Below are 24,182 nucleotides of genomic sequence, written 5' to 3' on the forward strand. Positions count from 1 at the left end.
TCCGGTACGCTCGGCGATCCGGCCCGCCCAGCTGGGTTGCGCGCTGTGGCGAGTGGCTCGCCGTCCGGGGCATCTCGGATGCTCGGGCTGGCTACTTCCGCCGTCCAGGCGCCCGTGGCGCCACCGGCGTACCGGCTCACCGTGCATCGGCGGCCCGGTCACCGGTGCACGACACGTCGACCTGCGAACGGTTCCCGGGCAGCGGCTATCAGGGGCTACCTGCCGTGTCGAAAACCGCCTTCAGGTAACGGTCGCATCGATCGGAGCCGATCAGGCCGGTCGCCATCCGGTTCATCGTGTACGCGAAGGTGATCCGGCGGTCCAGATCGTTGACCACCATCGAACCGCCGTAACCGGACCACCAGCACACCCGCCCGCCCGGCACATACGGCGCGGTCTGCGGGTGCGGGAGGCCGTAGCCGATACCGAAGCGCAGCGGGGTCAGCAGTGCCTTGTCGATACCGTCGGCCTGCTCCCGGAAGATCAGGGCCACGGTGTCCGGTGACAGGTAGCGCCGCCCGTCGAGCACTCCCCCGCACGAGATCAGCGATTGCACCCGGGCCACCGACCGCGCGTTGCCGTGGCCGTTGACCCCGCCGATTTCCGCCACCCGCCAGGCCGGGGTGGCGGTTTCGGCGATATCGAGCAGCGGGCTGGTGAGCGTTTTGACGAGCACGCTGTCGCGGTCGAGTGCTGTCATATCGAACTGCGTCGCTCCCGGCGGTATCAGGGTCGCGATGCGGTCGGCCTTCTCGGGGCCGGTGCCGATGGAGAAATCGGCGTTCAACGGCCCGGCCAGTTCCGCCGCGAAGAACTGCCCGAGCGTTGTCCCGGTGATGCGGCGGACGAGTTCGCCGATCAGGTGGCCGTAGTTCAGTGCGTGGTAACCCGATGCCGTGCCCGGTTCCCACCACGGTGCCTGCGCCGCCAAGCGGGCGGCGGCGGCCTCGGCGTCGTAGATATCGGCCAGCTCGATCGGTGGCTCCCAGCCCGATACGCCCGAGGTGTGCGACAGCAGATGCCGGACCTCGATCTCGGCTTTCCCGTGGGCGGCGAACTCCGGCCAGTAGTGGGCCACGCGTTCGTGAACGTCCAGTTCACCGCGATCGACCAGCAGTAGCGCGCACAACGCGGTCATGGTCTTGGTGACGGAGAAGACGTTCACCAAGGTGTCGGCTTCCCACGGTCTCGTCCGGGCGGGATCGGCGTAGCCGCCCCACAGGTCGAGTACCGGCTCCCCGTCGACGGTCACGCACAAGGCCGCGCCGAGCTCGGCCCGAGATTCGATCTGCTCGTCGAATACTGCACGCACCTGCGCGAATTCGTCACGGCAGAACCCCGCGGAGCCACCCATCACCGCGCGCCCTGCATCGCGGCGGCGGCCACGGGCAGCGCATGGCCCGCGGCGGCAGCCCGGACGGCACCGGCCTCGAGCTCCTTGGTCAATCGCTGGACATAGGGCTGGAACTCGACCTGGATGGTGTGCCGCGGCGAATCGTAATACCGCCCGCGGCGCCGGGATTCCTGCTCACGTAGTTGCCGATCGATCTCCGCACGCGGCGGCAGATGATAGCGGCCGGTCAGGTAGGCGGCGACGAATTTGCTCTGCTGTTCGGCGAAATTGACCAGTGTCGGCAGCGGCTGGGCCAAGCCGAGGAAGAAGAGATTATCGATCTCCGGTTTCATCATCATCGCGAACAACGGAAACCGGTTCTCCGTATCCGGGAGCAACGCGGGATCGGCGAAGAACGGGAAACTGATGTGATACCCGGTGGCGCACAGCACGACATCGATCTGTTCACTACTGCCGTCGGCGAAATGAACACGGTCACCGTCCAATTCGGTGATAGCGGGTTTGAACTCGATATCGCCGCAGCCGGCGCGGTGCAGAAACTCTTCACTAGCCGAAGGATGCGCCTCCAGCGGTTCGTGGTCCGGTGCGGGCAGCCCGTAGTTCTGCATCTCCCCGCGGTATCTGCGCACGAACCGCTGCCGCAGTTTCAAGCAGAGCTTCGCCGGCATCCAGGGCGGCATCGAACGGCGGTCGCTCGCCCGGCCCTTCACATATTTCGGCAGCACCCAGACACCGCGGCGCGCCGAGACGAACAGTTTCTCGGCGAGGAACCGCTGCGACAGCTCGGAGGCGATATCCAGACCGGAGTTGCCCATACCCACGACCACGATGCGCTTGCCGCGCATATCGATCGGGTCGAAGGGGTCGTTGTAGGCGTGGCTGTGCATGAGTACGCCGTCGAATTCGCCCGGATAGTCGGGGAATCGGGGGTCCCAATGGTGGCCGTTGCAGACGATGAGCGCGTCGTAGATCTCGGTGTCACCGGCGCTCGTCGTCACCGTCCACAGGCCGTCGGCGGCGCGTTCGGCGCCGGTGACCAGTGTGTCGAAACGAATCCGGTCGCGTAGGCCGAAGTGGTCGACGTAATCCTTGAAGTATTGCAGCAGCTGCGAATGATGCGGAAAGTCCGGCCAGTCCGCGGGGGCCGGGAAGTCTTCGAATTGCAGCCGGTACTTCGACGTATCGATATGCAGGCTCTGATAGCAGGCTGACATCCCGTTGGGGTTCTTGAAATACCAGTTACCGCCGACCTCGTCGGATGCTTCGTAGCAGTCGAACGGGATCCCGTATTCGGCGAGGCGTTTGGCGGTGGTGATCCCCGAGGGACCGGCGCCGATAACGCATACCTTGGGCAGTTCCGGTGAATTCATGCACAACTCCTGTCCGGCCGCGATCAACGGCCCCCACCGCCGTGACCTGAACCACAACGTAACACTCACTGGACATACCGTCCAGTGAGTGTTCACAACATCTAGAATGGTGCTCATGCCGACCGAACCGCCCGCAGTACGCCGTGGCACGTTGCGCGAGGAACAGAAGCGCTCGACCACCGTGCGCATCGTCGACGCCGCACGCGACCTCTTCGAAACCCGGGGCTATTCCGCGGTGCGCGTCGACGACATCGCCGCTGCGGCGGGCTGTAGCAGGGCCACCTTCTACCTGCATTTCACCGGTAAGCCGGAGGTGCTGCGGGCGATTGCCAACCAGGGCACGCAGGCCGGCGTCCGGTTCTTCTACGCCGATCTCGACCGAGTTCTCACCACCCGGTCGCGCGAAGAATTCGCGGCCTGGATGGCCCGCGCCATCGATTGGTTCTTCGAGAACAAGGACATGCTGCCCGCCTGGGACGAGGCCACCGCCCTCGAACCGGAATTTCGCCGGACTGTCCGCGAGGGCATCATGACCCTCGCCGACAGCATGCCGGGTTACCTCGACCGCTGGCCCGCCGCGCGCCACGACGAGGCGCGGTTACGTATCGAATTGCTGGTAGCGCAGCTGGAACGTTTCTTCACACGCTGGGCCATGCAGGGCACCATCGAGGTCTCCGCGGAGCAGGCAGCCGAAGTTCTCACCGGTATCTGGTTCCCGGCCCTGCAAGCACCCGAGCGCGAATCGGACGCCGAAACACCGGGGCTGCCGGGATAGCATGACCGGACGCCTCCTCGCTCGATCGGAGCCGCATGGACGCACCACCGCTCTACTATCTGGCCGGCCCTGCAGGTCACCCCAACTACGGGGACGAACTCATCACCGCCGGCTGGCTGAACTACCTCGCCGAAACCGCGCCCGAGGCGGAGGTGTGGGTCGATACCCACTCCCCCGGGCCCGCACAGGTACTGCTCGGCGCTCTGCATCCGCGAGCGCGCTTCACCGATACGTTGTGGCGGCTGTGCTGGGAGGCACCGTCGGACGACCCGTGGCAGGTGGCGTCCTGGGTGCGCCGGGCCGTAGCCGACCCCGGTCTGGCCCCACGATGGGATCGCGGTATCGCACTACTACGCCGCGCCGATGTCCTCCACCTCCTCGGCGGCGGCTATATCAACCGGATCTGGCCACGGCATATCGGGCTGCTCGCCGGGGCCGCCGCGGCCGCCCGCGCCTCCGGTGCCCGCTGCGCGGCGACCGGCCTGGGGTTGTTCCCCGAGCCGGAAGGCGCCGCGGAGCTGGTACGGGCCACCGCCGCCGAATTCGCGATCGCGGACGTACGCGACCGGGCATCCGCGGATCTACTCGGAACCACCCCCGGCGTCGACGATGCGTTCCTGGCGCAGCCGAAGCTCCGGACGAGCGAGGACGATCCGCCCGAGGTGATGCTCTGCCTACAGGGCGATCAGGTCGATATCGGTATCGACGCGCTGGCGTCGGCCGTACTGCGGATTCTGCGTGCCTGGCAGGTTCCGCCGGAACGGATCGGTGTGGTCGAGGCGATCCCCGGTGCGGACCGGAAGGTATTCGATCTCATCGAGCACCAACTGCCCGGCGCCCGGTTCTATCCCTTCGTCGACATCTGGGAGCACGGATTACCGGCCACGGCCGGGCAGACCTGGCTGACCACGCGATTCCATATGCATCTGGTCGCGGCGACAGCGGGGGCCACGGGTGTGGCCATCCCGATCAGTGCGGATTTCTATGCCACCAAACATCGATCGCTGATCGAGCTCGGGTCGGGCTGGACCATGCTCGACGACCTCGATCAGGTGCCGCGGCGGCCGGCGGGGTCCGGGTCCGACGCTGCCGTGGCCGAGGCAGCGCGCCGGGCGAAGCTCACATTTGCCCGAGCCGTCTACGCGCCCACCGCGACGGCAGGCGATAGAGCCGCTGGCCCGCCGTAACAGTTTCGGCAGCTGTACAACTATTTGTCTGTCACCGAGTAAGACGGCCGCCTCCCCGGCGGCAACCGGATGCCGGCAGCGCGACCCGGCACAACCGCCTCGTCGCCGACCTGCCCGGCCACTATCGTGACCGGCCGGGGCCCCGGCGCGTGATCGGACCACCCGCCGGCAGGCCCGCACTAGGGTGACGTCATGCGGGTTCTTGTCCCTCGGCGGAACGCCGTTTCTGGGCCGGCGTGTTGTCGAACGTCTACATGCACGCGGCGATCAGGTCCTGCTTGTTCACCGGGGTCGTTCCGAGCCTGCGGATTGGCTTCCGGTCGAGCATCTTCCGCCGCCCGACCCGACCTTGACCGGCGCACCGGCCCAGCATCTGCTGATCTCCGTCGCCCGTGCCCAGGAACTCCTCGGCTGGGCACCGGCCGATCCATTCCAACGAGTCGCCGAGTCCGTGCGCTGGCATCTGGAACACCCACCGTCCGGCACCGGCTGGACCGATGCGGACACTGCCGCCGACGACGCCGCGCTGGCTGCGGCCGACTGATCGGCGGCACCGAGGTGGTATTCGGGCGGCCCCATCGTGGGCCGGTGACCAGCCCGGCCGGATCGATCCGGCCGCTATCGGTGACGTGAGCGAACAGGAGTCGAGATGAACCAAGGCAGTACACCGAGTGTGCCGAAAACCGGTGTGTTCGCGGGCATATCGACCTTGGATATCGCCTACCTCGTCGACGGCTATCCCGCGGAGGACACGAAAACCCAGGCCCGCGATCAATTCACCGGCGCAGGTGGGCCCGCCACCAACGCCGCGGTTGCGTATGCCGCACTCGGTGGTGCCCCCACCCTCGTCACCGCGGTGGGAACCCACCGGCTCGGCGACCTGATCCGCAACGATCTGTCCGCGCACGGCGTGCGGATCGTCGATGTCTGCGCCGGTAGTGACCACCAGCCCCCGGTATCGTCCATTGTGGTTGCGGAATCGGCGGCCACGCGCACGATCGTCTCGCTCGACGGAGCCCGGATCGCCGTCGAGTACGACCGGCATCTCGCCGACCTGCTGTCCGGGGTGGACGTCGTGCTGGTCGACGGGCACTATCCGGGGTTGGCCGCGGGCCTGTGCGAGCGGGCCCGCTCACTCGGCATCGCGACGGTTCTGGACGCGGGCCGGTTCAAAGACTCCCACGTCGCCCTGCTCCCGCATATCGGGTCGGCGATCTGCTCCGCAGCCTTCGCACCACCCGGTATCGCCGGAGGAGATACCGACGCCGTGCTCGCATACCTACGCGGCGCGGGCGTCGAGAACATCGCGATCACGAACGGCGGCAAACCGATCATCGGACTCACCGGTAACCGTGAATTCCGCATCGGTATCCCGGAAACCGATGCCGTGGACACCCTGGGCGCGGGCGATATCCTGCACGGCGCGTTCGCCTACTTCACCAGTACCGGCCACGATTTCGTGCGCGCGCTGACATCGGCGTCGGAGGTGGCGAGTTTCTCCTGCCGGTTCTTCGGCACCCGGGAATGGTGCACTCGTCTCAGTGAGCTACCCGGACGAGGTACTTCTCGCCCCTGGGTGTGAGCACAAGATCGGCCCGCGCACGCGTTGCGGCGACGAGCTCGGCATTGGGCAGATCGTTGTGCGTGATCCGTGCGCGCGCGACTTCCGGAGCCTTCCCTCCGGCGAGATGCCGTTCGTAGAGCCGCCGCTCGATCAACGCCGTCCCGGCATCCAGGTACCAGCACTCGTCGAGCAACGTTCGCACGTCCCGCCAGCCCGGTTCGTCGAGCAGCAGATAGTTACCCTCGACGACGACGATCCGCTGCCTATGGAAAACCACACCGTCCGGCACAGGGTCGTGTCTCTCGCGGTCGTAGACCGGCCACCCGACCGGAGTATCCGGCACCGAATACCGAATGGCGCGCAGCCTCGTGATGAATCCGGCCACGTCGAACGTCTGCGGCTGCCCTTTCCTTTCGAGGTCTTCGGTCGCAGTGAGTTCGCTTGTGGTCCGGTGGAATCCGTCCATGGGCGCGACCCCGGCCAGGTCCGCGTCCGACCGGTTCAGGGCCGCGCACAGTCGCGCCGCGACAGTGGACTTGCCCGCCCCGGGCGGTCCGGCGATCCCCAGCAGGTACCGGCGACCGGGGCCGGCCCGGTCCGCGGCCGACACCACCTGCCGCGCGAGATTGCCGACCGTCACGAGCGAGCGGGTTTCTTCGTTCATCGAACTCCGGTTTCCGCCCGCGAGTTCACGGCCAGAGTGAGGGCCCCGGGCACGGCAGCGAAGGCGGCCCGCGTATGACTCGTGAGCGTGGCCGTACCAGCATCACCTGGCCCCGCGCTCCAGGTGTCGAGCGCGCAGCAGAAGGCGGCGACGGCGATATCGAGAGCGAGGCGAGGGCGAGGGTCGGAGGCCGACACAGCGATCGAGGCTCTACTGGCACGCCGTCTCCACGGCAAAGCAGTGCTGGACCTGCACTGATACCCCGCAGACCCCCGTCCGCCCCACCGCATCAGCCGTGACTCGGTTCGAGCGACCGCAGGAGGGCGGTGTCCAGCCACTTCTGGACACCGCCCGTGGTGTAGGGGGTATCGAGCGCCTCGGCGGTGAGCACCCAATAGCGCGCTGCCGTGCGATCGGTGATGGTGACACCGCGGGCCAGCTCGCACCGGAAACCCCCGGTATCGCGGCGCCCGCGGGCCGTCGCGTGCGCGGCGACGTACAGGTCCAATTCCGACCCCGGTTCCGGCGGGTCGTCGGCGATCATCCGCTCCGCCGCAGCGGTGTGCGCGGGCGCGAGGTCGGCGAGAAACGCTCGCCGGTTCCGTATCGCCCATTCCCCCGCTCCCCAGATCTGCCGGGAGACGACCCGCACCAGTTCCGGTGATCGCGCCAGCTGCCCGAGTTCGGCAAACCGTATAACGTGACCCGGCGACGGGACCGGGGGCGCCCGGGGAATATCCATCTCGACGAAACCGTCGAACATCGAAGCCGGCATGGCGGCCAGGATCCGGCGCCAGAAGTCGATGAGGACGGTGCGGGCCGCGCCACGCTCGGCCACTGCCGCCAGCTCCGTGAACACCAGCGGGTCATCGGCCTGTTCGATCGCGACCAGCACCGCATACCGCCAGGACAGCGCAGCGAGATCGTCCTCCACCGCAGCACGCTCCACCGCGACAGCCTCCGGAACAGCACGCACGCCCGCGAGCACGTCGGCGATCGCGGCCAGTCCGAGACCTACCACGCGCAGTTCCCGCACCAGCACCAACCGGTCGAGCGCATCCGATATGAACATCCGATGCCCACCGCTCGTGCGCTGCGTCGCGAGGATTCCCACGTCGCAATAGAAGCGGATGGTCCGCACCGGAACGCCGGTGCGCCGGGACGCTTCCCCGATCCCCACCGCACCCGAAGTGATGCCGGACACAACTACTGGAACCTCCACCCGACTGGAATTCCTACGCTACCGGAAACGAACCAGCACAGGAGGTCGACCGATGAACGTCACCGCCACCACCGAAGAACTCGCCTGGACGGCCGTTGCTGCCGAACGCACCAGCCCGGCCGGACTACTGCACGAACTGACCGCAGAACAGTGGGATCACCCTTCCCTGCGCGAAGGCTGGCGGGTCCGGGATGTGGTCGCCCATATCCTGCTCACCTCGCAAGCGAAACTCCCCTGGCTGCTGTGGCAGACGGCGCGCGCACGCGGCAGCATCACCCGGATGAATTTCGGCACCGCCATCCGCTATGCCGACCGCAACTCCCCCGAAAACCTGCTGACCGAACTCCGTGCGATCACCGGCCTCCGGCACCGGCCGATCGCCACCAACGCCGTGGATCGCCTGATGGATCTACTGGTACACGGCCACGACATCGCCGCCCCGCTGGGAATCCACCGCGACATGCCGATCGACGCCGCCCGCTGGTCCATCGACCGGGTCTGGGAAATGGGCTGGCCCTTCCACGCCCGCCGCACTCTCGCCGCCCACCACTTGACCGCCACCGACACAGACTGGTCCGCAGGCTCCGGCACAACACTGCGCGCCCCGATCGCCGACATGCTACTCCTCGTGACCGGCCGGAAATCCGTTACGAACCTGCGCCCGGGCTGTTCAACCCGACTGCAATAAAACATTGAACTCGCTCCGCGCTTGTGATCGAGTTCCGGGCGAGCAATTGTCCACAGCCGATGACGCGCAAACCCCGAAAAATCAACGGATTCAATCGAATACGTCTGGCATCGAACTGCACCGAGTATGGTTGTATCGTGTCGTTCGCTGAAAATCCGGTAGACGTTGCCATCAGTGTGTCGTCCACGTCGGATCCCGGTGCCGAGATTCGGTCCTTGTTCCGTTGGCTCCAACGCGAAGATGACCTGCCGATGCCGAAACCGGCGTCGGCGACTCCCGGCCCGGAAGACATGGGCACGGTGAGCGAGACACTGGTGATAGCGCTGAATTCCGGTAGTGCCGTGGTGTTGGCCACATCGTTGAGTGTCTGGGTGCGCCACCGCACCTCCGACGTGAAGGTGACCTTCCGCGGAAAGAAGGGCACCGTCCAAGTGGACGCGAAGCGCCTCCAGGACCCACACGCCGTAGTCGAGGCGCTGCGGGAGGCGACGGAGAAATTGTAATGGTCATGCCAGATCCCACCCGGAGCTGGGCATGCCTGATCGGCGTGGGCAAGTATGCCGAGGACGACCAGCTCGCGGATCTACCGGCGGTGCCGAACAATCTCGATGCGCTCCACGAGATCCTCACTGATCCTTCACTCGCGGGTCTCCCCGATGACCACTGCGTAGTCATACAAGACCCGGCGAATGCCCAAGAGCTGGCGCTCCGAATAGAGGATATCGCTGCCCAGGCGACCGATATGCTCTTGGTTTACTTCGCGGGGCACGGAATTGTCGACCAGTCCGTTGACGGCAATCTCTACTTGGCCACCTCCCATGCGTTGCAAGATCGTGCGCACTTCACCGCGCTCGCATACGACGACCTACGTCGCGCCATGCTGTCTTCCGAAGCTCGTAGCAAGGTCGTGCTACTCGATTGCTGTTTCAGTGGGCGAGCCATCGGAATGATGGCCGGAAGTACCACGCAGGTCGTCGGCCAACTCGACATCAGGGGCACCTGCGTGCTGACCGCTACGAAAGACAACGAGATGGCCAAGGCTCCGGCGGGGGCTGTGTTCACAGCGTACACCGGCGAGCTCGTCGACATCCTCAGGACCGGGCTGGCCGACGGCCCGGAGCTGATCGATATCACAACGCTCTACGAACAACTGCGCTACCGACTGCGCAGTGCCGGACTGCCACAACCACGATTGAGCGGCAGCGACACGATCGGCCGGCTTTCATTGGTCCGCAACGCTTCCTGGCATAACCCCGGCGGCACGAGCGAGCCGGTCGGCCTCACCGACGTGGACGGGGTATACCGGCTGGGCAGCCAACTCGAATCAGAAGGTCAGCCGGCTGCAGCAGCACAGCTGTACCTGCGGGCGATCTCTCGCGGTAACACCGAAGCAATGGTGATGCTCGGCGTCCACCACCAGCAACTGGGTAACGATATGCGGGCCGAACGCTGGTTCCGTGAGGCGGCCGGAAGTGGACTTCCCAACGGGATCTTCTTCCTCGGTTTGTTCCTGGACAATCGAGGAGATCTGGACGAAGCCGAATCGTGGTACCGAAAAGCGGCCGCAGCAGGGCAATCGCAAGCGGCCGAACGGCTGGGCGAGGTGCTCGAGAAGCTCGGAAACAACAAGGAGGCCGAGCATTTCTACCGGGCCGCGGTCGGTGACGGTCTGGCAAGCTCCATGATCAGGCTCGGTGCGTTGTGTGAACGGCGAGGCGACCTGAAGCAGGCTATATCGTGGTATGAGCGAGCCGCGAATGCAGGTGACGCGGCCGGATGGACGTGCTTGGGGTTGTTGTGCGCCGACCATGGCATGAACGTCGAAGCCGAAACGTGGCTCCGAAGGGCGGCTGCCGAACACGAACCCGACGCGATGATCAATCTCGGCCGCCGGCACGAGGAACGCAACGAGCATGCCGAAGCTCTCCGCTGGTTCCATGCTGCCGCAGAAACAGGCAGCACCAGTGGAATGGTTGCGGTAGGCAAAGCCCTCATGGCGGACGGCGATGCGGGCTCAGCAGCTCGGTGGTTCCATCTGGCATCCCGGAAAGGCGACGGGCAAGCCATGGTCGAGGTGGGGAGATTGCACGACAAGTCCGGCAACACCAGCGAGGCGGAAGACTGGTACCGGAGGGGTATCCGGGCCGGTGCCACCATCGGCGTGTTCGACCTGGTCAAACTGCATATCGAGCGGGGACAATGGGACGAGGCCGAACGGGTGTGTCGCGCCTCCGCCGAAGCCGGTCAGGTCGAGGGCATGAGCATATTGGCGACGCTCCTGAAGCGGCGCGGCGACCCCGCGGAAGCCGAACGTTGGCAGAACGCTGCCCGGTCGGCGATGCCGCCCGGACCGAATCGACAACAGAATTGACATAACCGAACTGTGCAAAGTCGGTTGCCAGGATGCGCCGCCCCGCGAGCGGGTGCCCGGGTATACCCGGAAACAGCAGAGCCATAGGCCCAGTGACGACCGGTCTCGACGGCATGATGCCGCTGTTCACGCCGAAACCAGGTCGGCAGTGAGGCGCAGACCGGCGACACGGCCGGGAGTGACCACGGCGAGCCCGTACTCGTGACGCGTGGCCGGCTGCCATTGCCCGCCGGCCAGCGGGACCACGGCGACATTGGGGACCGGCCCCGAAGTCCAGCTCGAGCAGTTACCGGCCCAGGCCGATTCGGTTCGTATCGTCGCGTCGGTCGACAGTTCGGACCCGGCGCAGTGGATGGCCGTGACACCACCGCGCGTACCGCGACTACAGTTCCTCGACTCGCTCTCGGACACACCCGCCCGGTACTGATGGATCGGCTCGTCGGCCTGCAGTTCCCGTGCCAGCAACCGATGCGACACAGGTACGGTGTCGCCGAAACGCCCGAGTACCGCATCACCCCGGAATTCTCGGCCACCATCATGACCACGAACTGGCAAAGCCACGCTTCCGGCGGGCCGCTCGGCTACGCCGAACTACTGACCCGCTCCGCGGTCATGCCCTCATACCTGCGTGACGACTGGAAACGCAACTGGGGTGAGATCCACAGACTCGTTCCATACGACCCGGCAGCCACCGAAGCACGGCCGAGCACAAATACAGTGCGTCGTTCCGGATTGTGGAATCCGGGGCCACTGAACTTCGCCATCAGGTAGGAGACTGTTTGCGTCACCAACCCGCGGGATGCGCCGTCACCACGTCGTAACTCGGCACGGGCCAGCTTACGCGGCACGGCAACACTGTTCCTGCCGGTGACGGTGGTGCGCAGTAGGCTGACGCCCGCGCGGCCGCACCGGGCGGCCCGTGATCAGTTCGGGGAGGATCATGCGCAAGTACTTCAACACCGCCGGGCCGTGCTATCCACAGATGCACTACATGCTGCCCGCCCTCGAACGCATCCCCGACGCCTGCGACTACATCGCACACGGCGAATACTTCGTACTGCACGCGCCCCGGCAGACCGGCAAAACCACCAGCCTGGCCGACCTGGCCCGGCAGCTCACCGCCGCCGGCGACTACCTCGCACTGCACTTCTCCTGCGAGGCCGCCAGTTCCTTCGCCCACGATGTCGGCGCCACTGAACAAGCTCTCCTCGGCCAGATCCGCGCTGCTGCACAGATCGCACATCTACCACCGGAAATGATGCCCCCGAGCCCGTGGCCCGACGCTCCACCCGGCACAGCTCTCGGCATCGGACTCGCCGCCTGGGTCGCGCAATGCCCGCGCCCACTCGTGCTGTTCTTCGACGAAATCGATTCCCTGCGCGACGATGCTCTCCTCAACACCCTGCGGCAACTCCGGGCCGGTTACACCACCAACCGAGCCGGTTTCGTGCACTCGATCGCCCTCTGCGGGCTGCGCGACGTCCGCGATTACAAAGCCGCCTCCGGCGGCGACCCGACCCGACTCGGCAGCCCCAGCCCGTTCAACATCAAAGTCGACTCCATCCGTCTCGGCGATTTCACCCGCGACGAGGTCATCGCCCTCTACACCCAGCACACCGCCGAGACCGGCCAGGAATTCAGCCCCCGCGCCCTGGACCTCGCCTACTACTACACCCAGGGCCAACCCTGGCTCGTAAATGCCCTCGCCTCCGAGATCATCCGCCGGATGCGGATCGAATCCACCATCACCGAGGAACATATCGACCGAGCCAAGGAGCGAATGATCGTCGCCCGCGCCACCCACCTGGACTCCCTGGTCGACAAACTCACCGATCCCGTTGTGCAACGGGTGATCGAGCCCCTGATCGCCGGCCGATACATCGACGCCGACCCCGCCTTCAACGACGCCGTCGCTTACGTGCGCGACCTCGGCCTCGTCGCGCGAACGAAACCCCTGCGAGTGGCGAACCCCATCTACAACGAGGTCATTGTCCGCGTCCTCGGCTCGGGCATCGAGGAGAACATAACCTCAGGGCCGTCCCAATTCCGGCTCCCCGACGGCCGCCTCGACTTCCCGCGTCTACTCACCGAATTTGCCGCCTTCTGGAAACTCAACGGCGAAATTCTCGCCGGTGACCAGCGCTACCACGAAGTCGCCCCACAACTGGTCCTGATGGCGTTCTTACACCGGATCGTCAACGGCGGCGGTTATATCGACCGCGAATACGGTGTGGGCCGGGGCCGCATCGACCTGCTCATCCGCCAACCGTGGACCGATTCCGACGGCCGGCGCGCCGAACAGCGCGAAGCGTTCGAACTCAAAGTCTGGCGGGACAAACACAAAGACCCCCTCGGCGAAGGACTCGCCCAACTGGACGGCTACCTCGACCGGGTGGATCTGCCCACCGGTGTCCTGGTGATCTTCGACCGCCGCGAGAAAGCCGCCCCCATCACCGAACGCACCCGGTTCAGCGACGCCACGAGCCCCTCCGGCCGCACCATCACCCTCCTGCGCGCCTGAACCCGAAGACGGGGGTCGGCCGACCTCCGCGGCTTCCGGCAAAGTCACTCGCACAAAGTGACGTTTCCCCGGTTTCCTAACCGGGCTATCGTGCCCTGGGCTCGGTCGGCCTCTCAGCGGCAGCAAAAGCAGTCCGCCGGCAAATACGTTGCCGAGGCAGCAACGTTCTGAATCGGATTGGTTGCCGCGTTCCGACGTTTTCGCTGGTAGAGCGCCATTTGTGGGGCGGGCGGGGCTCGAACCCGCGACCAATGGATTATGAGCCGACCAGTTTCGTCACATCTCATCGTTTCTCATATGACGTTGTCGCACAGTGTATTTCGTAGAGAACGATTGTCATCTATAGCGTGACGTTGCTCATCGAATCTCACCCATACGCGCTGAATAAACGATGACTCAACGGTTCCGGCGATCGCCGAAAAACTCTCGGTCGGGACCATATTGCCGGCGCCGACAAAATGATCGGCCGGGGGTACTCGATGGTGAGTACCCCCGGCAACCTTCGCGGTGTCACGCAGGTTGTCGACGCCGGCAACCTGCGCGACCTGGGCAGTTGTGGCACAGCGTCATCGAGAAAGGCTTGGCATGAACCGTGGCATCGTCTGGCGCTGGAGCCCGGCCAGGGGCACCGGCGTAGTTCGCACCGACGCCGGAACGCTCGTCTGGTTCCACATCTCCACGCTCGACGACGGCACCGCCGACATCGGCATGCCAGTGGATATCGAGGTGGATCCGACGCGCCAGGGCTCGTTCTCGTGCCGCGCGTTCCGAATCACCCGGTCCGTACCGGCTTCCTGGCACAACTGAGCTGGTCACAGGGGTCAGCTAGTTTGCCGACGCATCAGCGGCCCTTCACCGTGAAGGTCATCTACTCGCGGAACAGCGCGACCGTCAGCCCGGCCAGCCCGAGCGCGAGCGCGACCAGGGCGAGATTCGCGGCCATCAGGACAGCGGCCCGTCGATGTCGATGAGCGGCCACCGGTACCCACGCTTGTAGGTCTGCATTGGGGTCACCAGGTCGCACAGATCGGTGATGATGTGCCGCACCGGGTCGGCGTGCTCGAAGCTCGGCACGATCACGGCCTCGGCCCGATGCTCGTAGACGTGCTGGGCGATCACCAGAGCCGAGACCAGGGGCCCCGTATCGAGAACAACGCTCATCACTACCCGGTATCCGTGCCGGTCGGCGATCTCGTGAACATCCGGCCCGCGGGCGGTCACTGTCCGCCGGACCAGTCCGATCGCCTTCGGCTGTACGCCGTCCATGATGCGCCCCTGTCCCCTGCTCTGTTGTGTGGTGGTCACACTCGGGGCGGGCGTCGGGGTTCAACCCGCCCCGAGTGCTGGTTTCAGGTTCAATCTCGGCCCGGCTGTGGATTACCAATTGTTTTGTCACACTGGTTGGTAGGGGGCGGCCACGATGGGAGCCACGATGAGCAGGGACACAGACCGTGGCATAGGCCAGCGGGTAGCAGAAGAACGCAAGCTTGCCGGGTGGACACAGCCCCGGCTGGCGCAGGAAGCGAACGTGTCGGTATCGCTGGTGCGCGCCGTGGAGCAAGGACGGGCGCCGGCCTCCCCGGCGTTCGTGTCCTCGGTCGCCAAGGCATTCAAGACCAGTCCGGCCGAAATCCTCGGCCAGCCGTACCCGCGAACGACACGTGACGAAACCGAAGTGTCCTCCGGTATCGCGCTGATCCGTAGCGAACTGGCCGCCTACGACATTCCGCCGGCAGGACTCCAGCCGCGGGCGATCGCGGAGGTAGCCGCGGACGTGGAGCGGATGCGGACCTTGCGGCGCGCGTCGAGTCTGCGGCAGATGTCCCAAGATCTCCCGGTGCTCATGACCGAAGTGCGGGCCCTGGTCCACAGCGAGCAGGGCGGCAACCTGCAGCGCGCCTATCGACTGTTGTGCGAGATGTACCTGTGTGCCCGCGGGCTGGCACACAAGCTCGGATACACCGATCTGATGACGGTGGCTATCGAGCGTCTCGGGTGGGCGGCCGCGTCCACCGGTAGCCGCCTGTGGGTGACCTCGGCGCAGTACTTCCGGGCATCCATCCTCACCTCGACAGGCGATTGGAACACCGCGCTGGTCTACCTCGAGCGCTGCCGGGCCGAACTGGAATCGGAGCTCGGGAACGACGACACCGAACACCTCGTGAGCTGGGGCGGTCTGCACCTGCAATCCGGGCTGGCCGCGGCGCGGGCCGGTGACCGGGACACAGCGGATGCGCACCTTGCCGAAGCTCGGGAAACTGCGGCGCGGGTCGGGGATCCGGACTACCACGAACCGGTGTTCTACTTCGGCCCGACGAACGTCGGTATTTGGTCGGTCGGGCTGGCCGTGGAAATGCTCGACGGTACCGAGGGGATCAACCGGGCCCGGAATCTGCCGGTGCCGGCGTCCACGCCGAAGTCTCGGGCGGGTCATCTGTATATCGACCTGGCGCGCGGCTTCCTGCTGCACGGCGACCGGGCAAAGACTCTCGACGCATTGAACTCGGCCCGCAAGATCGCGCCGATACAGACGCGGTACCACCCGATGGTGCACGAGACGGTGCGAGTGCTGGCGCGGCAGGAAGCGCGGAGCACCGAGAGCCTGCGCGGGTTCGCCGCGTGGTGCGGCGTCGGTCAGTAGCTGGTATCAGCTGAGCTGACCTCAGCAAGGGGGTATGCCAGATTGACACCCCCTTGAACCGTGGGGCACCGGCCTACCGTTGCCCGCGGAGCAACAGTTGAGCGTGAGCCGGACTCACTCGGCAAAGGGTGTCTGCCGAACCGACACCCTTCGACGGCCCAACGGTGCCCGGGGAGCAATAGGCACCCCCAGGCAGGCCGAAAACCAGCACTGGTGAACGTCTGAACCCTCCGCGCGGGTTAGCGCCCTCTGTCGGGGCGGAGGCGGTCGGGGGTCGAGGTCCCCTCCCCCTGGGGTCGGCGTGGCGGCGGCTGGCTCAGCGTTGCCCGGCGTCGACTCCCAGAGGGGTTCGGGGCGATGGTGCCGGCTGGCTCAGGCCGCGTCGTGCATGCGGACCAGCGCGCCGGGGTGCGGGAAGCCGAAGCCGGCGCGGGTGATGGCGCGGATACTCACGCGGTCGCTGGTGAAATGACTGTGCTCGGAGATCATGATCGAGGTGTCCTTGCGCAGCACGATGAACACGCGGTCGCGCGGGATGGCCCAGATTGTGCCGGCGGAAACGGCCGCGCTCGGAACGAGGGGCACCCCCAAAACGGTGCGCTGCGTGGGCTGTGTCGGATCGTTGCCGAGCAAGGGTTCATTGCTTCCGGTGGCCTTCTTGACCTTCGCCAGCGTCAGAATGTCGGCCGGATTGGCTACGAACGTCGTGATGACCGCGCCGACTGTCTCGGCTTTCGAGAGAGCATCGGCGAAGACATCAGTGTTCGTTATCGATGCTCCTGTGTCCACCGTCTGCACACCGGTGATACTGAGCAGGCCCGATGGTCCATTGGTGGTGGTGTTGCCGAAGAATGCGGCGTCGATCTTCTTCGCCACATCTCGCGCGATCCCGTCACCGATCACCTGCTGTGCCTCGGGGCTGCCATCATCGGCCAGTTCGGACGAGATGACGGTGAGGGTGGCCAGCTTGGACGGGGTAACGACGATCTCGTCGGATTCCGCGTCGCTCACGGGAATCTCGGCGCCCTCTGCGACCCAGCTACCGGACGGGTCGTCGGTGATGATGGGGAACCGCAGCGAGGTCGAATCGGTAGGCACGACGGTAGCGGCCTGCATAGCGACAGACATCTGAATTGCGGGCTGGACGACGAGTGCGGCCACATCGTCGGGGGTGAACGCGGTTGCTACTCCGGTCGAGGTATGGGACACGGCAGCCATGGATATTCCTCCAGGACGAGTTACGGGGGAGTGTGTGTCCCGCGCCGGCGCCTGGCTGTGCGCGGTGCCCGTCCTGGGGCTTCGTGCGGTGGACCGGTGCACCTGGCTACCGATGTCCTCGCAATCATGGAGTCTACGCCGAACCTCACACGGGGCCGCGGAGGTTCGGCGTTGCCCTTATGACCGGTGGCGGTTGCTGAGCGCTTCGTGCCACGGCGTAGTGGAGCTGAGACAGTCGGCGTGCCCGCCACCTTGGCGCATGTCGGGCCGTGGGGTGGTGGGTCGGCGCCAGTGCGGCCGCTGCTCGGTGAGCGTGGAGACGGCGGCGGCTACCTTCTCGGGGTCTATCTGCCCGTCCTCACCGCGGAGGTCGTCGAGCCGCACTCCCCCGGCCCACATGTCGGTGGGGTCGGCCAGCCCGGCGGCGGCCAGTCGTTCGGCTTCTCCACGTTCGTATCCGGTGATGCGTTCGCGCAGTGAATCCCGTTCGGCTTCGGTATCGCGCAACTGCCGGCGGTACCTCGCGGCTTCCGCGCCCGGCTTTGTCTTACCGTCGTCCTGCTCGGACGGGTCGACCGCGGCCGGGTCGTCGACCGTGGGCTCTACGGGTTCCGTGGTGGGTTCCGGTGTGGTCACGGTGCGGTTCCTTCCAGTTCGAGCCAGCGGCGCCGGCGGATACCGGCGCTGTAGTCGACGGTCGTTGTCAGTTCGGCCGGCGCTTCGTAGCCGAGGTGTTCGAGTAGGGCGCGCTCGGTGTCGGTAGCCGGTCGCGTCCACTTCCCGCGGTGGTTCTCGGCTTCCTCGAAATCGGCCATGAGCCGCGAGTCCTCGAGCCGCTGCACGTCGGCAGGTAGTGACTCGAACGTCAGCCAGCCCCGCGGGTCCGGCTGGGGCAGCTGGGGCCCTACGCCGATCACTGGGTGTCCCCAATGGCAGCGTTGGCCGCGGCCAGTACTTCGTCGGCGGTGAGTCCGGGGATGCACTGTGCGGTGTAGGCCAACAGTTGGGCGGCGGCCGCGCTCAGTAGACGCGGGTCCGATTGGGTCTCGCTGAGTTCCCGGGTGAATCGGTCGCGGGAGTCGAGCACCGCAGCGGCAAGGGCGATCGCTTCACGCCGGGCTGTGCTCAGGTTCTCGGCGCTGTATTTTGCGGAGGCTTCGCGGCGCATGTCCGCGAGGGCGGCCGCAGCGAAACCGGCCAGACCAGAGATGATGTCGAGCAGGCCAGCGGGGCCGAGACCGGCGGTATGGATGCGGATAGCCGCGTGCAGTTGGTTGTTGTTGTCGTAGTTCTCGGCGGCAACGATGATTGCGTTCAGTGCGTCACGGGTGGGCATTGGGTTTCCTCTCGATAGTCGGGCGTAGCGGGTTCTGACGGGTCGGACTTCTTCGGCCGGCCGCGTGGCTTCGGGGCGTCGCGGACTTCCCCGGCCCAGATACCGACCGCGGTTCGGTCGAGCTCGGCGGCCACGGTGGCGCACGGGCGCCGGACCGGGCACCGGTTGCAGACCTTCCCAGCGGCCGCGGTGCGGTAGGCGAATGCTCTGTCGTCCTCGTGCTGGCCGCGGGGATCGAACAGCCGAGCCAAGCCGATGCACTCGGCACCGATGAGCCGGTCGTCGGCGAGCCGGGCGGCCAGCTGCACCACGGCCGGGAATCCGGCATTGGGGTGGCGGGTCATGCCGCGTTGTTGGGCGGGGTCAAGAACCGATCGGGATCGAGGCTGTCGAGCAGGGCGCGAACGTCTCGGGTGAAGGACTTGGCTACCTCGTCCGCGGTGTCTCGGTCGAAATACGTTCCGTCGATCCGGAGCACGATGTCGTAGGCGCCGGGCTGGACTTCCACGACATGGACAGAGAGCCAGTCGCGTCGATCGTCGAGCAAGTCATCAGCAGTGATGTATGCGCCCCGCTGGGCGTGCTGTTCGGACATAGGAGCCTCCTTCAGTGAATGGGCTTGGACGGGAGGACAGAACTGGAGGGGAGGACGCGCGTCCTCCCTCTGTCCTCCCTTCTGACCTGCACAGGACGGGGGGTACGCGATGTCCTCCCCCCCGGTTCATTCCGTCCTCCCCTCCGGCCGCCTGTAGACGGTTCCGTCGTAGGAAATCGCGCCTTCCGACTCCAGTTCGCCGAGTTCGGAATCGAGCAGACTCCGAAGCTCGCTGCGGAGATTCACTCGGAGTTCCTTCCTGGTCGCCACGGTGCGCCGGTCGAGGTATCGCAGGACGGACCCACGGACCCGATCCCGGGCTCGCTGCTCGGCGTGATCGGAGATGACCTCATTGCGTTCAGCCGCGGCCAGCGCGCGGGCACGGTTGGCGCTGCGCGACTGCTCGGCTACGGATTGCTGAACCTGAGCGCGGGTGTGGTCCGATACTCGGAGAATCGCACCAGCGAGTTTCCAGTCCTCTTCCGTAATCTCGATCCGTCCATCGAGGATTGCCAGTGCGGCGCCCACCTTCAGCGCGGTCAGCATCCGGTGACCGTCCAGAGGATTTACGTCCTCCTCACGGAGCACTGCGAGACGATGCCGGCGGATCGCGTCCCGGGCGATATCGGGGACCGTTACCCGTACTCGGGCGGCGGTGTAGGCCTTGACCTTCACCTGTACCGGCTCGGGGGCGGCCAGCGGTCCGGCTGGTGCGTACGGGTCGGTGACCTTCAACCACAGGAACCGCTGAGGCGTGCCACCGTCGGCATCGTCAAGAAGGGGCCCAGCCTTGAGGGGCTGCACACCGATGGTCAGACACGCACGGTAGCTGTGTGCCGCGAGCGGAGTTCGGGTGTCCTTGCTGGCATTGGCGAAACCGATCTGCTCACCGGCGTAGACCTTGCGTAGCTCAGGCATGAGTGTGGACCCCTTGCGCCCACCCAGCGCCGATACCGTGTCGACCTCGGCCGCGGTGAACAGTGCCCGGGTGCGCGGCTCATCGGAGGGCAAGAACGTTCGCGCGACCCCTTCGCCAGACCCGACCGGGAACTCCTCGATGATGATCTGGCGCCCATTACCGTCGACGAACTCAACCGCATCGGCGGCGGCACCCTCGGCAGCGCCTTTGCCGCCGCCCGACGAGCCCACCAGAGCTACGAACAGATTCAGCGACTTGTCCGAGCCAACCAACGGCGGCAACACCATATTCGGTTCGGTTGCCGCGACGGCCCGTGCGAGCACCACGCCCAGGGTTGCCCAGGGACCGGCCTGCCGCGCCCGTGCGAAGTCTCGGATATCCCCAAGGACCGGCCTGGTGTCCCAGATCCACTCGAACGGGTCGCCATCCGTGTCTCCATCGCTTACCGGGGCGGCCGGTGACATATCGAGGCCGGGCCGCTCGGCGGCAACGGGCCCGTATCGCAAGGTATACGCGATCTGGCATTCCGAGCAGTCCGGGACGTAGTGCGAATGACCTGCGCAATGCGGTGTGGGCTCGGGAAGGCGATCGGCTACACGCACACCCGATACACCCCCTTGGGGTATGCTGGGCTCGCGAACGTTGGTCATTCGCAGCTCCTTTCCTTTGCTCGTACGGCCCGCCCCCACCTGGTGGAGGCGGGCCGTTTCGATGCGTGCGGGTTACGAGACTCGGCGGACGCGCCGGACCGGTGCGGCCCGAGCGGATTCCGATTCGTCCAGCGCAGGCCCGCCGGTCAGCGACTCCCGAAGCTGGGCATCCAGCCGCGCCACGTAATCAGCGAAGGACTGCGCCGACTTCGCGAACGCCAGTTCATCGCCGTTGACGAACAGGGCATTCAGCTGCGCCAGCCGCATTTCCGCATGCATGCGGTACTGGTCGCGGAAATACCGCTGCGACATCTCGGAAGGCTGATAACGCTGCTCGCGCCACTCGTCCGGGTTGAACCACTGCTTGGTCATCGGCTCGCCTCCCGCACTGAGGGCAAGGACTCGATCCATGCGAGGAGTTCGTCGATGGCGATGATCACCGGGTCACCTCCGGCACATCGGCGGTACGGAACCACTCGCCGGGGCGGACGTCCAGCGCGAGCGCCAACAGCACCAATTGGGTGACGCTCAGTTCCTCGTCACCGTCGCCGACCGCGGAGATGGTGTGTTCCGGCACCCCGGACCGGTCAGCCAGCTGCGCATCCGTCACCCCAGCCGCGCGGGCGGTGGCGAACATGTTGCAGTAGACCGCGGTCGATTCCCGCTCGGCACGCTCGGCGATCTCAGCGCGGCGGTCGACGGCTTCCAGATCTTCGGGGCGGCAGACGACCGTGAGGCCGCTGCGGGTCTCGCGGATCCGGGCCCACCCATCGCCAGCGTCAGGCAGCAGTTCACCCGACAGACCGGAGGTGCGGCTGAACAGCAGTTCGCCGGGACGCAACGGGGCGGGGTTGATATCGTGGTTCAAGGAAATCTCCTCATGAGGTGAGCGGGTTTCATTGACCCGGAGCGGTGGCACCCGCTCCGGGTTTTCTTCTGTCGGGGGCGCAATGGGCATCAGGCTGCGTCCGATCCACCGACGCCCTGGGAGTTCTCCCACGCCACCACGTCACTGAGCCGGTAGCGCGAGTACTTCCCGATGCGTGCGAAGCGAGGGCCCTTGCCGCGCGTAGCCCACTGAGACACGGTTGCGACCGGCACTTTCAACCGATCAGCCAGTTCTTGGCGTGTCAGCCAGCAATCCGAGATGGCCTCCATCAAGCCCTCCGTTCGAATAATGCGATCAAATGTTTGCCTACGCCCGCATTCTGTTGGCAAATTGCGAACGTGCCATCAGAGTGCATCACCCTTGCCTTGGTTGTCAATGAGGAACTATTGTTCGCCCTATGCGAACACAGCAGAGTTGGACCGTACCCTCCCTGATCGCCGACAACTTGGTTCGAATTCGGAATCTCCGGCGCCTCACCGTGCGCCAACTCTCCGAGAGGCTCGGCGACATCGGTGCACCGATGCTGCCGTCGGGCATCACCAACATCGAGAAGGGGAAGCGGACTGTCACCGCGGAGAACCTGCTGGAGTTCGCCGCGGCACTCAACGCCAGCCCGGCCGACTTTCTCTCCGCACCGGACGAGGGGCGGGTATCTATCGCGCCGAACATGGAGGACGTGGGGTCGGCCGCCCTGCGCTCGTGGCTCGCCGGCACTCAGCCGTTATCCGTGCCGGAGGGTGTCGAATATGAGAACGCGCGAAAGGAACTGCTCGAGGCGGCGCCGGCATGGTTCCGCCAGTCAGAGGAACGACTGCACCAAACCTTCCGGCATCCGGCCGTCAGCAAGCTCTCCGAGCTGCAGATCCATGCGCGGGCCGCCATCCTCGAGGAGGAGGGCATAGAACCCGGGCTCTTGGCCGCCACCCTGCGAGATCGGCTCGAGGAGGTCACCGCCTATGTCAATCTCCTCGCCGACGAGGTAGAGCGCAGAGGCAACGATGCCTAGAGGACGCCCGCCGCTGCGAATCGGCGCACACGGCAAGATCACACGAACCAGCATCGGAAACGGAACATGGCTCGCCCGGTGCCGGTTCCGTGATGACGATGGCGTAGTTCGGATCGTCGAACGCCAGACGCCGGCGGGAAAAGACGACCGATACGGCAAGCTCGCCGAAGATGCCCTACTTGAGGCCATCGAGGATCGGCGCACGCCAACTAACAGCGAGATCGACGGGACCACAAGGGTTTCCGCGCTGTGCCGCATACACCTCCAGCGGCTAGAGGAGGACGGGCGATCATCGGTCACGCTCGACACCTATCGGTTCGCAGTCGGGAAGCTCGAGAAGAAGATCGGCGCCTTGCGTGTCGAGGAGGCAGATGGCGGCCGGATCGACAAAGCCATTCGAGCGATGCGCCAGGACCACGGTGCCACGATGGCGCGCCAGGCGAAGACGGTTCTACGCGGCGCCCTGCAACTGGCGGTACTGGCCGGGGCGATGGACCGGAACCCGGTCGCAGACGTGTCCCGGATCGAATCCAAGGCACGCCCGAAAGGTGCTGCGGCCGTCACCGCCGATCAGCTGGTGAACCTACTCGTCGATATCCGCCAAAGCGATGCGAAGTACGACGACGGCCGGACACTGGCCGAGTACTGCCGAGACGCCGATCTCGCCGACCCCATCGTGATGTTCGTGGGCACCGGCCTACGCCGATCGGAACTGATGGCGTTGCGGTGGGAGGACATCGACGAGCGCGAGAAGCTGGCGCGCATTCACGCGAAAGTGGTGCGCGTGAAGGGCATCGGCCTGGTCCGTGTGGAGGACACCAAGACGGATGCCGGCGCACGATTGCTGCCGCTCCCCCAGTTCGTCATGTCGATGTTGGCCGCGCGCAGTCTCGACCCGCGGCCGAGCAATGACGGGGTGATCTTCCCGAGTACGACGGGCACGCTGCGGGATCCGAGCAACTTCGGCAAACAGTGGCGCAAGGTCCGCGAGCACTTCGGCCTACCGGATACGTCGAGCCATTCATTCCGAAAGTCCCTTGCCACGCTGATAGACGATGCGTCGCTGTCGGCCCGGGTCGGTGCCGATCACCTTGGCCACGCTCACGTGTCCATGACGCAGGACCGGTATTTCGGCCGGGGCCGCCAGCACCCCGAGGTTGCCGCAATGCTGGACCGAACGCTGGTCCAAAAATGATGAATAAACGATGGGAG

At 65.9% G+C, this 24,182-nt stretch carries 29 protein-coding genes; 13 read left to right on the top strand and 16 right to left on the bottom strand.

Going from position 1 to position 24,182, the window contains the following annotated elements:
• Positions 1–208 precede the first annotated feature (208 nt).
• Positions 209–1,354, bottom strand: coding sequence for a serine hydrolase domain-containing protein (locus NFL01S_RS16725; RefSeq protein ID WP_062976292.1), 1,146 nt, complete (start codon positions 1,352–1,354; stop codon positions 209–211).
• A complete protein-coding gene (locus NFL01S_RS16730) occupies positions 1,354–2,724 on the bottom strand; it encodes a flavin-containing monooxygenase (protein ID WP_062976294.1) in 1,371 nt (456 codons plus the stop codon). The genes NFL01S_RS16725 and NFL01S_RS16730 overlap by 1 nt, the downstream gene beginning before the upstream one ends.
• Positions 2,725–2,839: 115 nt before the next feature.
• Here NFL01S_RS16730 and NFL01S_RS16735 point away from each other — a divergent pair, with 115 nt between their 5' ends.
• From NFL01S_RS16735 to NFL01S_RS16750, 4 genes are all read left to right on the top strand, one after another.
• Positions 2,840–3,499 (top strand): TetR/AcrR family transcriptional regulator, encoded by a 660-nt coding sequence (locus NFL01S_RS16735; RefSeq protein ID WP_062976649.1) that lies wholly within the window; start codon positions 2,840–2,842, stop codon positions 3,497–3,499.
• Between the two features lie 35 nt (positions 3,500–3,534).
• Positions 3,535–4,686, top strand: a complete 1,152-nt coding sequence (locus NFL01S_RS16740; RefSeq protein ID WP_062976296.1) for a polysaccharide pyruvyl transferase family protein — start codon at positions 3,535–3,537, stop codon at positions 4,684–4,686.
• A 349-nt stretch (positions 4,687–5,035) separates the two neighbouring features.
• Positions 5,036–5,230 carry a hypothetical protein gene (locus tag NFL01S_RS35525; RefSeq protein ID WP_157116602.1) on the top strand — a complete coding sequence of 65 codons (195 nt, stop codon included), beginning with the start codon at positions 5,036–5,038 and terminating at the stop codon, positions 5,228–5,230.
• A 105-nt stretch (positions 5,231–5,335) separates the two neighbouring features.
• Positions 5,336–6,268, top strand: coding sequence for a PfkB family carbohydrate kinase (locus NFL01S_RS16750; protein ID WP_062976300.1), 933 nt, complete (start codon positions 5,336–5,338; stop codon positions 6,266–6,268).
• On the opposite strand, the gene NFL01S_RS16755 is transcribed toward NFL01S_RS16750, so the two are convergent.
• A complete protein-coding gene (locus NFL01S_RS16755) occupies positions 6,225–6,914 on the bottom strand; it encodes a nucleoside/nucleotide kinase family protein (RefSeq protein ID WP_062976302.1) in 690 nt (229 codons plus the stop codon). The genes NFL01S_RS16750 and NFL01S_RS16755 overlap by 44 nt on opposite strands.
• A gap of 289 nt (positions 6,915–7,203) precedes the next feature.
• Positions 7,204–8,118, bottom strand: a complete 915-nt coding sequence (locus tag NFL01S_RS16760; RefSeq protein ID WP_062976304.1) for a MerR family transcriptional regulator — start codon at positions 8,116–8,118, stop codon at positions 7,204–7,206.
• A 70-nt stretch (positions 8,119–8,188) separates the two neighbouring features.
• Between NFL01S_RS16760 and NFL01S_RS16765 the strand changes: the two genes are divergently transcribed.
• The 3 genes from NFL01S_RS16765 to NFL01S_RS16775 all read left to right on the top strand — a co-directional run bounded on the left by NFL01S_RS16765 (position 8,189) and on the right by NFL01S_RS16775 (position 11,195).
• Positions 8,189–8,824, top strand: coding sequence for a maleylpyruvate isomerase family mycothiol-dependent enzyme (locus NFL01S_RS16765; RefSeq protein WP_062976306.1), 636 nt, complete (start codon positions 8,189–8,191; stop codon positions 8,822–8,824).
• A gap of 137 nt (positions 8,825–8,961) precedes the next feature.
• A complete protein-coding gene (locus tag NFL01S_RS16770) occupies positions 8,962–9,327 on the top strand; it encodes an effector-associated constant component EACC1 (RefSeq protein ID WP_157116604.1) in 366 nt (121 codons plus the stop codon).
• Positions 9,328–9,332: 5 nt separating this feature from the next.
• Entirely contained in the window at positions 9,333–11,195 is a 1,863-nt protein-coding gene (locus NFL01S_RS16775) for a caspase, EACC1-associated type (protein ID WP_168433900.1), read from the top strand.
• 126 nt (positions 11,196–11,321) lie between these two features.
• Here NFL01S_RS16775 and NFL01S_RS37780 read toward each other — a convergent pair whose 3' ends face one another.
• Positions 11,322–11,672 carry a hypothetical protein gene (locus NFL01S_RS37780; RefSeq protein ID WP_247606189.1) on the bottom strand — a complete coding sequence of 117 codons (351 nt, stop codon included), beginning with the start codon at positions 11,670–11,672 and terminating at the stop codon, positions 11,322–11,324.
• Between NFL01S_RS37780 and NFL01S_RS37785 the strand changes: the two genes are divergently transcribed.
• The 3 genes from NFL01S_RS37785 to NFL01S_RS16795 all read left to right on the top strand — a co-directional run bounded on the left by NFL01S_RS37785 (position 11,622) and on the right by NFL01S_RS16795 (position 14,523).
• Positions 11,622–11,966: an arabinosyltransferase C-terminal domain-containing protein gene (locus tag NFL01S_RS37785; protein ID WP_084492746.1), complete on the top strand. Its 345-nt coding sequence runs from the start codon at positions 11,622–11,624 to the stop codon at positions 11,964–11,966. The genes NFL01S_RS37780 and NFL01S_RS37785 overlap by 51 nt on opposite strands.
• A gap of 169 nt (positions 11,967–12,135) precedes the next feature.
• On the top strand, positions 12,136–13,716 hold the full coding sequence (locus NFL01S_RS16790; RefSeq protein ID WP_174555694.1) for a PD-(D/E)XK nuclease domain-containing ATP-binding protein: 1,581 nt from the start codon (positions 12,136–12,138) through the stop codon (positions 13,714–13,716).
• A gap of 585 nt (positions 13,717–14,301) precedes the next feature.
• Complete coding sequence (locus tag NFL01S_RS16795) at positions 14,302–14,523, top strand: hypothetical protein (protein ID WP_062976316.1); 222 nt, start codon at positions 14,302–14,304, stop codon at positions 14,521–14,523.
• Positions 14,524–14,658: 135 nt separating this feature from the next.
• Here the strand turns inward: NFL01S_RS16795 and NFL01S_RS16800 are convergent, their stop codons facing one another.
• The gene (locus tag NFL01S_RS16800) at positions 14,659–14,982 is read right to left on the bottom strand and encodes a hypothetical protein (protein ID WP_062976318.1); all 324 of its coding nucleotides are present in this window, start codon (positions 14,980–14,982) and stop codon (positions 14,659–14,661) included.
• Positions 14,983–15,148: 166 nt separating this feature from the next.
• On the opposite strand from NFL01S_RS16800, the gene NFL01S_RS16805 reads away from it, so the two are divergent.
• A complete protein-coding gene (locus NFL01S_RS16805) occupies positions 15,149–16,357 on the top strand; it encodes a helix-turn-helix domain-containing protein (protein WP_063915970.1) in 1,209 nt (402 codons plus the stop codon).
• Between the two features lie 372 nt (positions 16,358–16,729).
• On the opposite strand, the gene NFL01S_RS16810 is transcribed toward NFL01S_RS16805, so the two are convergent.
• From NFL01S_RS16810 to NFL01S_RS16855, 10 genes are all read right to left on the bottom strand, one after another.
• Positions 16,730–17,575 (bottom strand): phage major capsid protein, encoded by an 846-nt coding sequence (locus tag NFL01S_RS16810; RefSeq protein ID WP_062976321.1) that lies wholly within the window; start codon positions 17,573–17,575, stop codon positions 16,730–16,732.
• 177 nt (positions 17,576–17,752) lie between these two features.
• Positions 17,753–18,211, bottom strand: coding sequence for a hypothetical protein (locus tag NFL01S_RS16815; RefSeq protein WP_062976324.1), 459 nt, complete (start codon positions 18,209–18,211; stop codon positions 17,753–17,755).
• Positions 18,208–18,492 (bottom strand): hypothetical protein, encoded by a 285-nt coding sequence (locus NFL01S_RS16820; protein ID WP_157116606.1) that lies wholly within the window; start codon positions 18,490–18,492, stop codon positions 18,208–18,210. Before NFL01S_RS16820 ends, NFL01S_RS16815 begins: the two co-directional genes overlap by 4 nt.
• Positions 18,489–18,911, bottom strand: coding sequence for a hypothetical protein (locus NFL01S_RS16825; protein ID WP_062976328.1), 423 nt, complete (start codon positions 18,909–18,911; stop codon positions 18,489–18,491). Before NFL01S_RS16825 ends, NFL01S_RS16820 begins: the two co-directional genes overlap by 4 nt.
• Positions 18,890–19,255: a WhiB family transcriptional regulator gene (locus NFL01S_RS16830; protein ID WP_062976330.1), complete on the bottom strand. Its 366-nt coding sequence runs from the start codon at positions 19,253–19,255 to the stop codon at positions 18,890–18,892. Before NFL01S_RS16830 ends, NFL01S_RS16825 begins: the two co-directional genes overlap by 22 nt.
• Positions 19,252–19,506, bottom strand: coding sequence for a hypothetical protein (locus NFL01S_RS16835; RefSeq protein WP_062976332.1), 255 nt, complete (start codon positions 19,504–19,506; stop codon positions 19,252–19,254). The genes NFL01S_RS16830 and NFL01S_RS16835 overlap by 4 nt, the downstream gene beginning before the upstream one ends.
• A 126-nt stretch (positions 19,507–19,632) precedes the next feature.
• Positions 19,633–21,075, bottom strand: a complete 1,443-nt coding sequence (locus NFL01S_RS16840; RefSeq protein WP_210744734.1) for a hypothetical protein — start codon at positions 21,073–21,075, stop codon at positions 19,633–19,635.
• Between the two features lie 72 nt (positions 21,076–21,147).
• Positions 21,148–21,447 (bottom strand): hypothetical protein, encoded by a 300-nt coding sequence (locus NFL01S_RS16845; protein ID WP_062976336.1) that lies wholly within the window; start codon positions 21,445–21,447, stop codon positions 21,148–21,150.
• Positions 21,448–21,511: 64 nt separating this feature from the next.
• On the bottom strand, positions 21,512–21,943 hold the full coding sequence (locus NFL01S_RS16850; RefSeq protein WP_157116607.1) for a hypothetical protein: 432 nt from the start codon (positions 21,941–21,943) through the stop codon (positions 21,512–21,514).
• Between the two features lie 89 nt (positions 21,944–22,032).
• Entirely contained in the window at positions 22,033–22,233 is a 201-nt protein-coding gene (locus tag NFL01S_RS16855; RefSeq protein ID WP_062976340.1) for a helix-turn-helix transcriptional regulator, read from the bottom strand.
• Positions 22,234–22,361: 128 nt separating this feature from the next.
• Here NFL01S_RS16855 and NFL01S_RS16860 point away from each other — a divergent pair, with 128 nt between their 5' ends.
• The gene (locus NFL01S_RS16860; RefSeq protein ID WP_062976342.1) at positions 22,362–22,970 is read left to right on the top strand and encodes a helix-turn-helix domain-containing protein; all 609 of its coding nucleotides are present in this window, start codon (positions 22,362–22,364) and stop codon (positions 22,968–22,970) included.
• On the top strand, positions 22,963–24,165 hold the full coding sequence (locus NFL01S_RS16865) for a site-specific integrase (RefSeq protein WP_062976344.1): 1,203 nt from the start codon (positions 22,963–22,965) through the stop codon (positions 24,163–24,165). The genes NFL01S_RS16860 and NFL01S_RS16865 overlap by 8 nt, the downstream gene beginning before the upstream one ends.
• Positions 24,166–24,182 lie beyond the last annotated feature (17 nt).

The sequence above is a fragment of the Nocardia flavorosea NBRC 108225 genome, assembly GCF_001613385.1.
GTDB lineage: Bacteria > Actinomycetota > Actinomycetes > Mycobacteriales > Mycobacteriaceae > Nocardia > Nocardia flavorosea.

Excerpts from the sequence above, each read along its gene's own strand:
- NFL01S_RS16725 (WP_062976292.1), bottom strand. The coding sequence starts at position 1,354 with ATGGGTGGCTCCGCGGGGTTCTGCCGTGACGAATTCGCGCAGGTGCGT.
- NFL01S_RS16730 (WP_062976294.1), bottom strand. The coding sequence starts at position 2,724 with ATGAATTCACCGGAACTGCCCAAGGTATGCGTTATCGGCGCCGGTCCC.
- NFL01S_RS16735 (WP_062976649.1), top strand. The coding sequence starts at position 2,840 with ATGCCGACCGAACCGCCCGCAGTACGCCGTGGCACGTTGCGCGAGGAA.
- NFL01S_RS16740 (WP_062976296.1), top strand. The coding sequence starts at position 3,535 with ATGGACGCACCACCGCTCTACTATCTGGCCGGCCCTGCAGGTCACCCC.
- NFL01S_RS16750 (WP_062976300.1), top strand. The coding sequence starts at position 5,336 with ATGAACCAAGGCAGTACACCGAGTGTGCCGAAAACCGGTGTGTTCGCG.
- NFL01S_RS16755 (WP_062976302.1), bottom strand. The coding sequence starts at position 6,914 with ATGAACGAAGAAACCCGCTCGCTCGTGACGGTCGGCAATCTCGCGCGG.
- NFL01S_RS16765 (WP_062976306.1), top strand. The coding sequence starts at position 8,189 with ATGAACGTCACCGCCACCACCGAAGAACTCGCCTGGACGGCCGTTGCT.
- NFL01S_RS16775 (WP_168433900.1), top strand. The coding sequence starts at position 9,333 with ATGCCAGATCCCACCCGGAGCTGGGCATGCCTGATCGGCGTGGGCAAG.
- NFL01S_RS37785 (WP_084492746.1), top strand. The coding sequence starts at position 11,622 with ATGGATCGGCTCGTCGGCCTGCAGTTCCCGTGCCAGCAACCGATGCGA.
- NFL01S_RS16790 (WP_174555694.1), top strand. The coding sequence starts at position 12,136 with ATGCGCAAGTACTTCAACACCGCCGGGCCGTGCTATCCACAGATGCAC.
- NFL01S_RS16795 (WP_062976316.1), top strand. The coding sequence starts at position 14,302 with ATGAACCGTGGCATCGTCTGGCGCTGGAGCCCGGCCAGGGGCACCGGC.
- NFL01S_RS16800 (WP_062976318.1), bottom strand. The coding sequence starts at position 14,982 with ATGGACGGCGTACAGCCGAAGGCGATCGGACTGGTCCGGCGGACAGTG.
- NFL01S_RS16805 (WP_063915970.1), top strand. The coding sequence starts at position 15,149 with ATGAGCAGGGACACAGACCGTGGCATAGGCCAGCGGGTAGCAGAAGAA.
- NFL01S_RS16810 (WP_062976321.1), bottom strand. The coding sequence starts at position 17,575 with ATGGCTGCCGTGTCCCATACCTCGACCGGAGTAGCAACCGCGTTCACC.
- NFL01S_RS16825 (WP_062976328.1), bottom strand. The coding sequence starts at position 18,911 with ATGCCCACCCGTGACGCACTGAACGCAATCATCGTTGCCGCCGAGAAC.
- NFL01S_RS16830 (WP_062976330.1), bottom strand. The coding sequence starts at position 19,255 with ATGACCCGCCACCCCAATGCCGGATTCCCGGCCGTGGTGCAGCTGGCC.
- NFL01S_RS16835 (WP_062976332.1), bottom strand. The coding sequence starts at position 19,506 with ATGTCCGAACAGCACGCCCAGCGGGGCGCATACATCACTGCTGATGAC.
- NFL01S_RS16840 (WP_210744734.1), bottom strand. The coding sequence starts at position 21,075 with ATGACCAACGTTCGCGAGCCCAGCATACCCCAAGGGGGTGTATCGGGT.
- NFL01S_RS16845 (WP_062976336.1), bottom strand. The coding sequence starts at position 21,447 with ATGACCAAGCAGTGGTTCAACCCGGACGAGTGGCGCGAGCAGCGTTAT.
- NFL01S_RS16855 (WP_062976340.1), bottom strand. The coding sequence starts at position 22,233 with ATGGAGGCCATCTCGGATTGCTGGCTGACACGCCAAGAACTGGCTGAT.
- NFL01S_RS16860 (WP_062976342.1), top strand. The coding sequence starts at position 22,362 with ATGCGAACACAGCAGAGTTGGACCGTACCCTCCCTGATCGCCGACAAC.
- NFL01S_RS16865 (WP_062976344.1), top strand. The coding sequence starts at position 22,963 with ATGCCTAGAGGACGCCCGCCGCTGCGAATCGGCGCACACGGCAAGATC.